The sequence below is a fragment of the Elusimicrobiales bacterium genome (assembly GCA_041651175.1).
In the GTDB taxonomy this organism is placed as follows: Bacteria; Elusimicrobiota; Elusimicrobia; order Elusimicrobiales; family Elusimicrobiaceae; genus JAQTYB01.
The window spans coordinates 19,700-32,554 of the sequence record JBAZJT010000015.1 but is presented as its reverse complement, the minus strand read 5'-3'; the positions used below and the strand labels follow the sequence as shown (position 1 = coordinate 32,554).

The 12,855-nt window shown below is 55.7% G+C and carries 11 protein-coding genes; 4 read left to right on the top strand and 7 right to left on the bottom strand.

Features of this window, described 5'->3' with window-relative positions; translation table 11 throughout:
- Window positions 1-142 precede the first annotated feature (142 nt).
- On the top strand, window positions 143-1,639 hold the full coding sequence (locus WC421_08895; GenBank protein MFA5162349.1) for an AAA family ATPase: 1,497 nt from the start codon (window positions 143-145) through the stop codon (window positions 1,637-1,639).
- 429 nt (window positions 1,640-2,068) lie between these two features.
- Here WC421_08895 and WC421_08890 read toward each other — a convergent pair whose 3' ends face one another.
- The 6 genes from WC421_08890 to WC421_08865 all read right to left on the bottom strand — a co-directional run bounded on the left by WC421_08890 (window position 2,069) and on the right by WC421_08865 (window position 6,946).
- Window positions 2,069-2,995, bottom strand: coding sequence for a hypothetical protein (locus WC421_08890; GenBank protein MFA5162348.1), 927 nt, complete (start codon window positions 2,993-2,995; stop codon window positions 2,069-2,071).
- Between the two features lie 356 nt (window positions 2,996-3,351).
- Window positions 3,352-3,636, bottom strand: a complete 285-nt coding sequence (locus WC421_08885; protein MFA5162347.1) for a helix-turn-helix transcriptional regulator — start codon at window positions 3,634-3,636, stop codon at window positions 3,352-3,354.
- Window positions 3,633-4,238, bottom strand: coding sequence for a type II toxin-antitoxin system RelE/ParE family toxin (locus tag WC421_08880; protein MFA5162346.1), 606 nt, complete (start codon window positions 4,236-4,238; stop codon window positions 3,633-3,635). Before WC421_08880 ends, WC421_08885 begins: the two co-directional genes overlap by 4 nt.
- A gap of 210 nt (window positions 4,239-4,448) precedes the next feature.
- Window positions 4,449-6,281 (bottom strand): translational GTPase TypA, encoded by a 1,833-nt coding sequence (typA, locus tag WC421_08875; protein ID MFA5162345.1) that lies wholly within the window; start codon window positions 6,279-6,281, stop codon window positions 4,449-4,451.
- A 171-nt stretch (window positions 6,282-6,452) separates the two neighbouring features.
- A complete protein-coding gene (locus WC421_08870) occupies window positions 6,453-6,713 on the bottom strand; it encodes a type II toxin-antitoxin system RelE/ParE family toxin (protein MFA5162344.1) in 261 nt (86 codons plus the stop codon).
- Window positions 6,701-6,946 carry a hypothetical protein gene (locus tag WC421_08865; protein ID MFA5162343.1) on the bottom strand — a complete coding sequence of 82 codons (246 nt, stop codon included), beginning with the start codon at window positions 6,944-6,946 and terminating at the stop codon, window positions 6,701-6,703. The genes WC421_08870 and WC421_08865 overlap by 13 nt, the downstream gene beginning before the upstream one ends.
- 243 nt (window positions 6,947-7,189) lie before the next feature.
- Between WC421_08865 and WC421_08860 the strand changes: the two genes are divergently transcribed.
- The 3 genes from WC421_08860 to WC421_08850 are packed head-to-tail and all read left to right on the top strand — an operon-like array spanning window position 7,190 to window position 11,929.
- Window positions 7,190-8,344 (top strand): M20/M25/M40 family metallo-hydrolase, encoded by a 1,155-nt coding sequence (locus WC421_08860; GenBank protein ID MFA5162342.1) that lies wholly within the window; start codon window positions 7,190-7,192, stop codon window positions 8,342-8,344.
- Window positions 8,341-10,485 (top strand): OPT/YSL family transporter, encoded by a 2,145-nt coding sequence (locus tag WC421_08855; protein ID MFA5162341.1) that lies wholly within the window; start codon window positions 8,341-8,343, stop codon window positions 10,483-10,485. The genes WC421_08860 and WC421_08855 overlap by 4 nt, the downstream gene beginning before the upstream one ends.
- Complete coding sequence (locus tag WC421_08850) at window positions 10,469-11,929, top strand: MFS transporter (GenBank protein MFA5162340.1); 1,461 nt, start codon at window positions 10,469-10,471, stop codon at window positions 11,927-11,929. Before WC421_08855 ends, WC421_08850 begins: the two co-directional genes overlap by 17 nt.
- Window positions 11,930-11,991: 62 nt before the next feature.
- Here WC421_08850 and WC421_08845 read toward each other — a convergent pair whose 3' ends face one another.
- Entirely contained in the window at window positions 11,992-12,804 is an 813-nt protein-coding gene (locus tag WC421_08845) for a hypothetical protein (protein MFA5162339.1), read from the bottom strand.
- Window positions 12,805-12,855: the final 51 nt, after the last annotated feature.

Below are 12,855 nucleotides of genomic sequence, written 5' to 3'. Positions count from 1 at the left end.
ATATCTCTTGATTTTATAAAAACCGTCCGAACGGGACAAGGGCCGTTTTCACTGTTTTCGCTGTTTTCACTGTTTTTGGCGTTTTTGGTGTTTTTGCAAATGAAAGGCTTTTTATTATATCGTGTACTCTCGGAGGACGATTATGGCCAGCTTTGAAAGTCAGATTATACGTGCGTTGCAGGGTCGGCATCCGATTGTGTACGTGCATTCCTCGGAAGAAGACCGCGTCATAGACAACCTCAGGACCCTGCTGCCCAGGTGTTTCGCCAACGGCACATTGACTACCTGGAGCTGCGTTTACGGCTTCAACCCGCCGGCCAACGGCGTGGACACGCGCGACCCGGTGGCCGCGATTCAAAACATCATCACCCAGCCCCGGCGCGGGTTTTATGTGATGAAGGACCTGCCGGCTTTCATGACCGACCCGCGCTCCGTCCGCGGGCTGCGGGAGGCCTATTCGGTTTTATCCCGCAATTACCAGGCGGTAATAGTGATAACCTCCGCCATAAACGTTTTGCCCGAGTCGCTTGAAAAAGAGATATTCCACGCGGATATGGACCTGCCCTCCCCTGAAGAACTCTCCGCCCGCGTGCTGGCCATAGAGAAGCAGTTTCCGCCGGAGGCCGCCCTGCCGGCGGCGGTAAAATCGCAGCTTGTGCTTGCGCTGCGCGGCATGACGCTAAAGGAAGTGGACCATGTGATGTTCCGCACCTACAGCAGCGGCGCCTCCAAAACCAAGCCGCTGGACGAGATTTTCGCGGAAAAAGCCGCCATCGCCAAAAAAGCGGGATTCCTGGAATATGTCCCGATACGGCCCAACACCAGCATCATCGGCGGCGCAGGCAACATCAAGACATGGGCGATGAAACGCAAGGACCTGTTCACCCAGGCCTCGGTGGACTCCGGCATGCCCATTCCCAAGGGCATTCTGATAATGGGGGTCAGCGGCTGCGGCAAAAGCCTGCTGGCAAAAGCCATCCCCGCGCTGTGGGACATACCGCTGTTCCGCCTCAACATGAGCTTGATTTTTTCCGGCGCCTACGGCAGCCCGGAAGAGGCGTTCAACCGCGCGCTCAACGCCATAGAGTCGGTAGCCCCCGCCGTGCTGTGGATAGACGAAATGGAAAGCGCCCTCAGCACACCCAAAGAGGCCGCCACGGCGCAGTCGCGCGTGTTTTCGGCGTTTCTCACCTGGATGCAGGAAAAGCCGCCTCTGGTTTTTGTCGCCGCCACCGCCAACCGCATTGAAATGCTGCCGGCGGAAATCATCCGCAAAGGCCGCTTTGACCAGGTGTTCTTCTGCGACCTGCCCGACGACGAGGAGCGCGCCCAGATATTCAACATCCATCTGACCGCCAACAGCGCGGACCCCAAGGAATTCAAGATGAAATACCTGGTCCACTACACCAACGGCTGGAGCGGCGCCGAGATAGAGCAGGCCGTCATCGCCGCGCGCATAGAGGCGCGCCAGGCCAACCGCGCCATGAACAGCGAGGACGTCTGGCATCAGACCCAGATAATGGTGCCGCTCTCAAAGACAATGGCCGAGCAGGTCAAGGCTATCCGCGACTGGGCGGCCAAGCGCGCCACTCCGGCGGCGGTCAAGGCGCTCTACGGCCCCGGCCACGCGCAGGTTTGAAAAAAAGGCTTGCTCCCGAACTTTGTTCGGGAGCAAGACCCCTATTCGTCTTATTCTGGAACAAGTCTATTTTTTGTCAGCACTACAATCACGACACATTGGAGGTGCAAAACTCCGGCAACCTGAATTAGGGATGTTTCGCATTTTAGAGCAACAATATTCCATTGTGTATGCCATTAGTGTCATCACAGCCGAGCATGTAGTAACAACAGACAAAATGAATGAAAAGCATAGCAAAATATGCCCAGTAGTAATTTTGTATTCAGCAAACCCCATAAAACCATAGCTCACAACCAAGAACCATAGGTTCTGATTAAGGTTTATTCTAAATAATCTAGCCACTCCGATTCCGGTAGACATAGCGCAATTCCTCCCCTTTGCTCAACATCAGTTGCCAAATAGTATACGCTCCACCCGTACAGCAACAGTTTAGTTTGCTTTGTGCGGTTGATGACTCAAATCGGTCCGCTTTCTTTCTCCGGAAGAATTACCGCTCTCGTCGTCATACTCTAGAAACCCAGGTTGAATAAACTTATCTATACTCAAAATAGCACAGCCCGGCTCCCAATGTAACTCCAATATAAGCGGTTTCGATTTGCCATCTTTCAAAATTTCAAAAAGGCGCCGCCCGTCAGGAGATTCTTTTCCTATATATGCGTAAAGAAATAGAGGAACAATCTTGCCTTCTTCCACAGCACTTAGTTCTATACTATAGTAAAATCCAGGCATCCCTTGACGAATCACGCCATCGTCATAATAATCTGACAATTCTCCCATAACCCTGAATTTATTTGGAGTTGAAGGACGTTGTACCTTGAAAGCGACCCAACTCATGGGGTTATAGATTGTGGATGCCTCCCAGTCAATCTTATAACCATCTGGTGTTTTGATTATTAGATAGTTAATGGCGTCCTCAACGGTGCCGCCAAAAACGTTTTTACCCCTTTCAAAAACCACTCTGGATGCGTACACGTTATCCTTCGCATTCTCGATTATCTCCTCTGGATTTGACATTTCTATATACTTCGCTGGCCCCTTATAATTTTCACCATAATGTTCCTTCATAAGAGACTTTACTTTATTTGGATTTCTAACGAGGGGCAGTCTTTCTTCCCACGTCTTGGCGGCAAGATATTTTTTCAATACTTCCTCTGGAGACAATTCCACCTTCAGCATTTTCCTGAATATTTTTCGCACCCCATCCGCTTTGCCTTCTGCCATAGAACTTGTGGATACCAGTGCTAAAAGTACAAAGAACGCAATAACAAGTTTTAACATACTGTTAACAGATATGGTTTGGCGTGTTACCTCATTCAGTTTTATACATTTGCCGTTTTTTATGAAGTTGCAAGCCATAAACCTTCCCCTTTTCCCCGTTTCGAACTAGATGAATACCCCAAATAAAAGGGGCGACATCACCTGAGTCACACTAGGAACCCAAAGCAATGTCGCCCTGCCCCCTTGCGGGGGCAACAACGGGCGACCTGCTTTCGGTCTAGTGTGGGCTTCCGAATCACTTCAGAAGCTCAGCCTGCTCTTATGCAGACTCCCGAAAACAAGCCAAAAATTCAGCGAAAAGTTTTATCTCGCTATAAGCATTCCTCCGTCTGAAAGTATACAGGGTTGCGGTGCGCGTTACTCATCAAATTATACAAGAAGTCCCCCGCAGTTTCAAATCAACATTTCTCCCGCGTTAACGCTGGATAACGAGGTTACAGGGTTATATGTATACGCAACGCTGAAGTGATTCTAAGCAAAGTGTTAAGCGTCATGTTCGGGTACTTGAGCCGCTCAATATCCGAAACGACCTGCTGCGTTGTGTGAATCTTCCTTGCCAGAGCGGCTTGCGTGAGGCCCTTAGCCTCGCGGGCTTTGGCTATCTGCACGGCAATTTCGGCGAGGCGGACCTCATGCTCGTACCTAGCCCGGAATGCGGGGTCTTTAGCCTCCTGCTTCTTGAGGTAATCGTCAAAGGTATAGCGCTTTTTGGCGTTCATAAGTTTCTCCTTTGCCAGTCGGACATAATGCGTCTTGCCCGCTCAATTTCACCAGGTGGGACATCGCGCGTTTTCTTGAGAAAACCATGCGTCAGCACTATAGCATCGCCGGCGAAAAAATAAAGTATCCGCACCTCATCTTTTGAAAATGACACGCGCAACTCATGAACAGGGCTTTCAAGCAAATCCGCATGGGGACGTTTCAATTCAGGGCCATGCATCTGCAGTATCCTAATCCATGCAAGTGTTTTGTTTCTGGTTTTTTCCTGAAGTCCGTCAAGGAAATCCTCCACGTAATTTTCGCCGCGCTCGCTTTGATAAAACTCCACCGCATACATTTTCATACCCATATTATACATGGTATGCCATGTAATATCAAGCCCCCGGAATTTCTCGGATTTTTCCTGCCCCCGCAGCCCGCCGTTATCTGTGGCCATCTGTGGTTGAAAAGCCGTTAACCTGAAAGTTTCAGTTGGTGCGAGGACCGAGGCGAAAAAGCGCGAGATAATGCCGAACAAAATTATCCGCGCGTGCTTCACAGCACGAAAGGATAATTTTGTGAAGGCAGTATGAAGCGATTTTTCGCCGAATCCCGCAGCCAACTGAAACTTTCAGGTTAAATCATGAAGTAAACCCGTTTTACTATGGGGAGTTTTAACCACAGATGCCCACAGATGGGCTCAAACCAGGCTCACAGTATAAAGAAAAGTCCGGATAATCTGTGAAACTCTGTGGTCAATCTGTGGAAAGAATTCCCCGTCCTGCGCGCAGCTTCCGATGAGAAATACGTTGTTTAACTTTTTGGACCGGGGCTATTCCTCTTCGCTGTCGGGACGTTCGGCGCGGCGGCGGAGATGGCTTACCAGAATTTTCTTTCTCAGGCGGATTGACTTGGGGGTTATTTCAACCAGCTCGTCGGGGGCGATGTATTCTATGGCCTGCTCCAGACTCATCACCCTGTGGGGGGTCAGGACCAGCGCCTCGTCGGCGGCTTTGGTGCGCATGTTGGTGAGCTTTTTCATCTTGTTGGGGTTGACAATCAAATCGTTGTCGCGCGAATTCTGGCCCACTATCATGCCTTCATAGACCTTCACGCCGGGGCCGACAAACATCTGTCCGCCGTCCTGAAGGCCGTAGAGCGCGTAGGCGCTGCTCTCGCCCGCGTCTTTTACCACGAATACGCCGTTGCGGCGCAGCGGCTGTATGCTGACCTTCGGGTAATAGCCGTGAAAACTGTGATGCATCATCCCGGTGCCGCGCGTCGCCGTCAGGAAATCGGACTTAAAGCCTATCAGCGCGCGCGACGGAATCAGATATTCCAGCCGCAGCCGGTTTGAGCCTTCGCTGGCCATGTTCTCAAGTTTCGCGCCGCGCGGACCGATAAGCTCAAAAATCGCGCCCTGATACGCGCTGTCTATATCCAGCACCAGATATTCCATCGGCTCCAGCGTCTTGCCGTTTTCTTCCTTATAAATCACTTCTGGGGCGGTAACGGCAAGCTCAAAGCCTTCGCGGCGAATGGTTTCAATAAGGATAGTCAGGTGCAGCTCGCCCCTGCCGGAAACTTTGAATTTGCCTTCGCCCTCCATCGGCTCAACGCACAAACCGACGTTCGTGCGCGCCTCTTTCTCAAGCCGGGCGGCAAGATGGCGGCTGGTGATGTATTTGCCCTCCAGCCCCGCGAACGGGCTGTCGTTTACCAGAAACTCCATTGAAATCGTAGGCTCGTCTATGGACAGCGGCGCAAGCGGCGCCGGATTATCCGCGGCGCAGACAGTGTCGCCCACATTTACGCCTTCCAGCCCGGCGACCGCCACTATATCCCCCGCAGAGGCGGCGTCCACCTCCCGGCGGCCAAGCCCCGCGAAACGTTCTATTTTCACCGCCTTACACGGCTGCAATGCCCCGCCCGGCTTTGCCAGGACCACGTTCTGGCCTTTTGCGATATTGCCGCTGACTATGCGCCCTATACCCACCTGCCCGACGAAATTGTTGTGTTCCAGCATGGTAATCTGCATTTGAAGCGGCTTGTCCGGGTTGGCAAGCGGCGCGGGGACATGCTTTAGTATGGTCTCAAACAGGGGGGAGACGTCTTTGCCGCCGGAGGTCTGATCGCCCGCCCAGCCGTCCTTGCCGGAGGCGTACATCACCGGGAAATCAAGCTGCGGGTCTGTGGCGCCCAAATCAATGAAAAGGCTAAACACCGCGTTGAGCGCCGCGGCGGCGTCCGCGTTGGGACGGTCCATTTTGTTGACGACCACCACGGGCGCAAGCCCCAGCGCCAGCGCCTTGCGCAGCACAAAGCGGGTTTGCGGCATGGGGCCGTCCACCGCGTCAACCAGCAGCAGTGCGCCGTCAACCATCTGAAGGATGCGCTCCACCTCGCTGCCGAAATCGGCATGGCCGGGGGTGTCCACGATGTTTATGATATGGTCTTTATACGGCACCGACGTGCATTTGGCCAGGATGGTGATGCCGCGCTCGCGCTCCAGCGGGTTGGAATCCAGCACGGCCTCCTGCGCCTCGTCGGCTTTGACCTGGAAGGAGCCGGTGTATTTAAGCATCGCGTCCACGAGAGTGGTTTTGCCGTGATCCACATGGGCGATGATGGCGATATTGCGCACGTCCTGGCGACGGTTGTCCATAACAAGAAGCTCCCGCAAAAAATCCCGCCTTCGCGGCGGGATAACGGTTATACTGTACTATTTTTCCGACGCCCAACGCAAAAAACGCGAACCGGGGTTCCACAAACGACCGCGGATAACGGCAGGGAATTTTACATGGAAAAATCCGCGGAACCCGCGCCGGATGGGAGTTCAATGCTGTCCGTAGACTTCTTTGCGGAAATCCATATCGGTTATTACGATTCTGCCGGTGTCTTCCGGCTTATAGATTATCCGCAGCTTGCCGGTTCTTATTTTCCAAAATCCGATAAAGCCGTACCGCAGCGGCTCGCCGTACAGGAAAGGCTCTTTTTCCAGCCGCTCTTCTATAACCCGGTTGACCCGCTCTTTAAGATTGCGCGGCAGCCTGTCATATATTTTGAACGCGCCTTCGGCGAAAACTACTTCGTGCATCCTTTTCCCCTGAGGCTGCGGTAGGAAACGAATTTTTTCGTCTTGAGATAGCTTTTGTAGCGTTTTTCCGAGACGGCGTAAAGCCGCCTGTCGTCCTCGCGCGCAAGCCGTTCAAGGATGGATTCGCGTATCTCCTGGCTGATGGATTTCTGCTGCCGTTTTGAAAGGCTGAACAGCATCGCGTAGTCTGCGCGGTTTAACACAGTCATAACCCGCATTTTGGAAGTCGGCATACATCCTCCTGCTGAACCAGTGCAACATTATTATACCATGCCCCGCGCCCGCGCGCAACAAAAACCGCGGCATATAATCCACAGACGGATCACAGATTTTCGCAGATTATCCGGACTCTCCCTTTATATCCTTTCAACCGAATATGCGGCACGCTATTCTGGATTGACTATGATGGCACGCTTGTCCCGAACCGCGCACCGGCAACAGCGAACCGAATGGGGATTTATTGATATACTCTGCTCATGCCATTTATTGACACCGCGAGCAGAAAGCGGATGGTGTCCGCTTTCGTGGAACTGGTCAGGATAGACTCTCAAACCCGCGAGGAAGGAAAAATCGCCGCGCGGCTGGATAAAATACTCAAAGAACTGGGCTGCAAAACCGCCTTTGACAGGTCGGCTGCCAAAACCGGCTCGCAGACGGGAAACCTTGTCGCCAAATTTCCGGGAGATGCGCGATTGGCGCCTGTGCTTTTGTCGTCGCACATGGACACGGTTTCGCCCGGAAAGGGCATCAAGCCGCAGATAAAGCGCGACCGCATCACCTCCGACGGAACCACCATACTGGGCGCGGACTGCAAGTCCGGCATCGCCGTCATTCTGGAAACGCTGCGGATTCTGAAAGAGCGCGGGCTGCCGCATCCGCCGCTGGAAATCGTTTTCACGGTGTGCGAGGAAGTGGGGCTGCTGGGCGCCAAACATCTGGACTTTTCGCTGCTTAAATCCCGCACGGGGATTGTGCTGGATTCGGAATCCGCCAAAGAGGTTACGGTTACGGCTCCGGCGGCGGACCGCATGGAAATCAATGTCATCGGACTGGCGGCGCACGCGGGGATGTTCCCGGAGCGCGGCATCTCGGCGGTGCGCGTTGCGGCGGAGGCGGTCTCCCGAATGAAGCTCGGGCGCATTGATTTTGAAACCACCGCCAACGTGGGCGTAATCTCCGGCGGAAGCGCGACAAATATCATCACCCCGCTCGTAACCATGAGGGCCGAGGCGCGCAGCCATAACCCCGCCAAGCTGCGCCGCCAGACCGCGCATATGAAAGCCGCGCTTGAGACGGCGGCGAAACGCTCCGCCATAAAACTGGACGGCAAAACCGTCCGCGCGCGGATAGAATGCGCCAACACCAACACCTATCCCGCCATGAAAATCCCGCCGCAGGCGAAGGTTTTGGCCGCGCTGACGGCATCCGCCAAAGCCATTGGGATAAAGCTGGAGCAGAAACCGGGCGGCGGGGGAAGCGACGCCAACATATTCGCCGCGCACGGCATAATAACGCCCAATCTGGGCTGCGGGATGTGGGAGCCGCACACGACAGCCGAATACCTCGGCCTTGACGACTTTTTCAGCTGCGCGGAGATAACGCTGGGAGCGATTGCCCGCATGGCCGAATGACAACGCATAAAGACGAACTGCGCCCCTACATTCCGCCTGAAAAAACCGCGGCGGAATTCACCCTTCAGGCGGTGCTGCTGGGGCTTGTGCTGTCGGTTGTGTTCAACGCGGCCAACGCCTACCTGGGGCTTAAAATCGGGATGACGGTTTCGGCGTCCATACCGTCGGCGATTATCTCCATGGCGACGCTGCGCATGATACTGCCCAGGCTGCTGGGCAGAACCGGCACCATTCTGGAAAACAACATTGTCCACGCTTTCGCCTCCACCGGCGAGTCGCTTGCGGCGGGGGTGATTTTCACCGTCGTGGCGATTATTTTCCTGGGCGGCGAGATTTCCAACAAAAACGTCTTTCTGCTGGGCATGGCGGGCGGGCTGTTGGGGCTGCTGATGATGATACCGCTGCGCCAGTCGCTTGTGGTAAAAGAGCATAAAAAGCTGCCGTTCCCCGAAGGCAGCGCCTGCGCCAAGGTGCTTATTGCCGGCGACGCCGGCGGCGCCAGCGCCATGCCGGTTTTCGCCGGAATGCTTACCGGCGGGCTTTTCAAATTCGCGATGTCGGCTTTCTGTCTGTTCAAAGACGTAATCATGTGGACTTTTCCGAAACTGCATCAGGCGGGGTTCGGCTACGAGGTGTCGCCGCTTTTCGCGGGCATAGGCTATCTGGTGGGATTGAGAATCTCGGCTGTGATGTTTGCGGGCGGCATTATCGGCTACTGGGTGATAATACCGCTGATTCACGCCTTCGGCGGGCACAACATCGTCGCCCCCGGAACCGTGCCGATAGACACGATGGTAACAGACGACCTGCGGCTAAACTATCTCCGCTATATCGGGGCGGGGGGGGTGGCCTTCGGCGGACTAATCGGCGTGCTGCGCTCCATGCCGGATATAATTTCCTCTTTCACCCACGGCGTGTGCGCGCTGCGCGGCGGCAAGCAGGCTGCGGACGCGCAGACGGAACAGCCCGTCGCGCGCGACCCGGAGCATAACAGCATCGCCATAGGCGGCGCGATACTGGGCTTTCTGGCGGGAGGCTTCGTATTCGGCGTCGGGGCGGAATCCTGGGTTGGCGGCATAGCGAAGTTTCTGCTCTATGGCGTAATCGGCGCGGGGATAGGCTGGGCGGTGTTTCATTTCGCCGCGCTTAAGTCGGCCCAGTCCTGCGCGGCAAAACGCACAGAGCATGACATTCCCATGCCGCTGGTCGGCGCGGGAATAGCGGCCACTTTCGTTTTCCTGTGGCTGTATCCGCCCTTTCACCTGGGATTTTGGGAGGCGGTGATTATCGTGGTGGTCAGCATGTTTTTCGTGGCGGTCAGCGCGCGGATGGTGGGGCTTATAGGAACGACGAATCAGCCCGTCTCCGGCATGACAATCACCGCGCTGCTGGCGATGACGCTGCTTTTCATCGCGATAGGCCACCCGTCGCAAACCGTAAAAATCGCGGCCATCACCGGCGGGGCGGCGGTGTGCATAGCGATATCGCTCTCCGGCGACCTGTCGCAGGATTTAAAATGCGCCGCGCTTATCGGCGCGACACCATGGAAAGTGCAACTGGCCCAGATTATGAGCACGGCGGCCTCGGCGGTGTTATCCGGCTTTATATTGATTATCCTTTATAAGGCCTGCGGCTTCGGCGCGGTTGACGCGCTGCATCCGCGCGCGCTGGAAGCGCCTCAGGCGCAGCTTATGGCCAAGCTGGTGGAGGGCGCCACCGGCGGCGGTTTGCCGTGGACGCTGCTGGCGCTGGGCGCGGGAATAGGCCTTGTATGCGAGCTCTGCGACGTATCCGCGCTGGCCTTTGCCATCGGGATGTATCTGCCGATAACCAACTGGCCGATGATACTGGTCGGCGGCGCCGTTGCCTGGTTCGTCTCAAAAAAACACAGTTCGGACGCGCCGATTGGCGAGGACGACCCCGGCTCGCTCTACTGCTCCGGCCTTATCGCGGGCGACGCGCTGATGGGAATCGCCATCGCGGGCATAACAGTGCTTGGGCTGGATAGGGCGGTAAGGCTGCGCACCGCAAGCGCAAGCCTGTTTGAAGACGCGCTTTCAACCGCGCTGTACGCGCTGATAGTGATAGCAATCTACCGCTTCGCGATAAGCAGGAAACCAAAACATGCGCAAATTCATTGAAAAGTTCACCGTCCTCAAAACCGCCCCGCGCGAGCTGTGGGCCACCTACGCCGCGTATATGCTGGAAATAGTCGCCTACGGGGTGATGAACTCCACGCTGGTGCTGTGGCTGTCCGCCGACCTGGGAATGAGCGATGTGAAAGCCGGCTCCATGATAGCGATATGGTCAACGGTGATGTCGGTTTCGCTGATGCTGTCGGGCTCTTTCGCGGACGCCATCGGCATACGCAGCACCTTCATGATAGGTTTCGGCATTTGCCTGGCCTGCCGATTCCTGCTGGCTTTTGTAACGGTGAAATGGCTGGTCATTCCCTTCGGGCTGTTCCTGATGGCGGTGGGGTTGTCCATGACCTCGCCGGTGATGAACGCGGCGGTAAGGCGGTTTTCCAGCACGCCGCAGCGGTCAATAGCGTTCTCGCTTTACTACGCGATTATGAACCTGGGCTTTGCCATAGCGGGCTGGATGCTGGATTTCATCCGCGGCAGAATCGGCGAGCATGGCGTCTACATCATGCCGGTGCTGAATATTCCCATGAGCGCGTACCGCATGATATTTTTATGGGCAGCGGTGGTAACCATTCCGGCCATGCTGATACTGTTTTTCCTTAGAAACGGCGTGGAGGCAACAGACGAGGGCGTGGTCATCGCCCCGCCGGAAACAGAACGGCCGCAGGAGCAGGACGCGGCCTCCGCGCTGGCGGGCAGGGCGCGCGCGGCGGCGGCGAACACTTTCAGAATACTGGCGGATGTGTGGAAACAGCCGGCTTTCCATAAATTCCTGGTGTTCCTGTCGCTGGTGGTGGGGGTCAAGCTGATATACTACCACCTGTGCTACACCTTCCCGAAATACTGCCTGCGGGAGCTTGGCGACGGCGCGCCGGTGGGCAGATTGTTCTGGGTGATAAACCCGGTATGCGTCATCATCCTGGTGCCGATAGTGGGCGCGCTGACGCAGAAAATCGCCGCCTATAAAATGGTGATATTCGGCAGCCTCATATCGGCGCTGTCGGTGTTTTTCATGGCCATGCCGCCGGAATGGTTCCACGCGGCGGCGCAGGGCTGGCTGGGCCATCTTATAGCGAAAACATGGCTAAACATGCCGGGGGATATTGTCAACCCGCTCTATATAGCCATTCCGCTGGCGATGGTGGTTTATTCCATAGGCGAAGCGTTCTGGTCGCCCAGGCTTTACGAGTATACCGCCGCCATAGCGCCCAAGGGGCAGGAGGCGTCGTATATGGCGCTGTCCACGCTGCCGTTTTTTGCAGCGAAATTCTTTGTGGGAATGATGAGCGGCGCGATGCTGGCGAAATACTGCCCCGCGACAGGCCCGCGCAACTCGGAAATGTTGTGGCTTATGGTGGGGGCCATGGCGCTGATAACGCCGTTCGGCCTGCTGGCGCTGCGCAAAAAGATCCAGGTTCACGAGTCCGGCAGGCAATAGGCGCGGCGGTTGTTATTTCACCGGACTCAAGCAGCACTCCGCAACGGCAAGCCGCCGCCCTGTCAGTCCAGATAATCCGTATAGGCTTTTATATCCGGGTCGCGGTAATAGGTTTCTATGCCCGGGCGGTCGGCGTTGATTTTTGCGGCGCGCCGGTTGATAAGCCAGGCATGCAGGCACCATTTGCCGCTGCAGCCGGAACTCGCGTCCACCAGCTTGTAATGGCCGCTGCCGCAACGTTTTGAAGACCCCGCATTTGGCGACACCAAATTTCCCTGACGCGCGCTCACGCACTTATAAGCGAAACCGGAATGCCGCTCTTTAATGGACGCGCATCTGGAGCAGAACGCGCCGTCAAGATTGTAATAGGCTGTCTTGCCTGCTGCCTCCTCCCCGCCGAACATGGAAAAAAACTCGTTGGCGACAAAACCGCCGCTGGAATGGGCGACTATGGTTATCGCCGAGGGCCTCAGCTCCCTTATTTTTTTCACCAGCGCTTTGTTGGCGGCGTTCAGTTCATCGTTGGAATAACCGGGCTTGTTGGGCCCCAGCAATGTCACAACGCCGCCATAGTCCCTGCCTTTGGCCACTGCCGCCGCCCAATTCTTGGCGCCCGCCTCCTGCACGCTGTAGCCGGGAAATGCTATGAGAAGCGCGGAACCGGAGCCGCCCATCATCCACGCTCCGGCGGCCAGTTTTGACCAGCCGCTCTTTGCGGAACTGGTCTCGTATTCATCCTGGCTTTCGCTGCCGGAAGGCTCCGGGACCTGAGGAGCCTCGGAAGACTTGATTTCAAAGGAAGACAAGTCGCCGCTCCAGGCTAATCCGCATGCCGGGAATTGACAGGCAAACAGAACGGCAAAGATGGCTTTCATAGTTTCCAGTATACAGCGCGATACCCGTTCCCGCAAGGGCCTCTCCACACG

What these genes read in the sequence shown, in the direction of transcription:
- WC421_08895 (MFA5162349.1), top strand. Translation starts at nt 143, where the DNA reads ATGGCCAGCTTTGAAAGTCAGATTATACGTGCGTTGCAGGGTCGGCAT.
- WC421_08890 (MFA5162348.1), bottom strand. Translation starts at nt 2,995, where the DNA reads ATGGCTTGCAACTTCATAAAAAACGGCAAATGTATAAAACTGAATGAG.
- WC421_08885 (MFA5162347.1), bottom strand. Translation starts at nt 3,636, where the DNA reads ATGAACGCCAAAAAGCGCTATACCTTTGACGATTACCTCAAGAAGCAG.
- typA (MFA5162345.1), bottom strand. Translation starts at nt 6,281, where the DNA reads ATGGACAACCGTCGCCAGGACGTGCGCAATATCGCCATCATCGCCCAT.
- WC421_08870 (MFA5162344.1), bottom strand. Translation starts at nt 6,713, where the DNA reads ATGCACGAAGTAGTTTTCGCCGAAGGCGCGTTCAAAATATATGACAGG.
- WC421_08865 (MFA5162343.1), bottom strand. Translation starts at nt 6,946, where the DNA reads ATGCCGACTTCCAAAATGCGGGTTATGACTGTGTTAAACCGCGCAGAC.
- WC421_08860 (MFA5162342.1), top strand. Translation starts at nt 7,190, where the DNA reads ATGCCATTTATTGACACCGCGAGCAGAAAGCGGATGGTGTCCGCTTTC.
- WC421_08855 (MFA5162341.1), top strand. Translation starts at nt 8,341, where the DNA reads ATGACAACGCATAAAGACGAACTGCGCCCCTACATTCCGCCTGAAAAA.
- WC421_08850 (MFA5162340.1), top strand. Translation starts at nt 10,469, where the DNA reads ATGCGCAAATTCATTGAAAAGTTCACCGTCCTCAAAACCGCCCCGCGC.
- WC421_08845 (MFA5162339.1), bottom strand. Translation starts at nt 12,804, where the DNA reads ATGAAAGCCATCTTTGCCGTTCTGTTTGCCTGTCAATTCCCGGCATGC.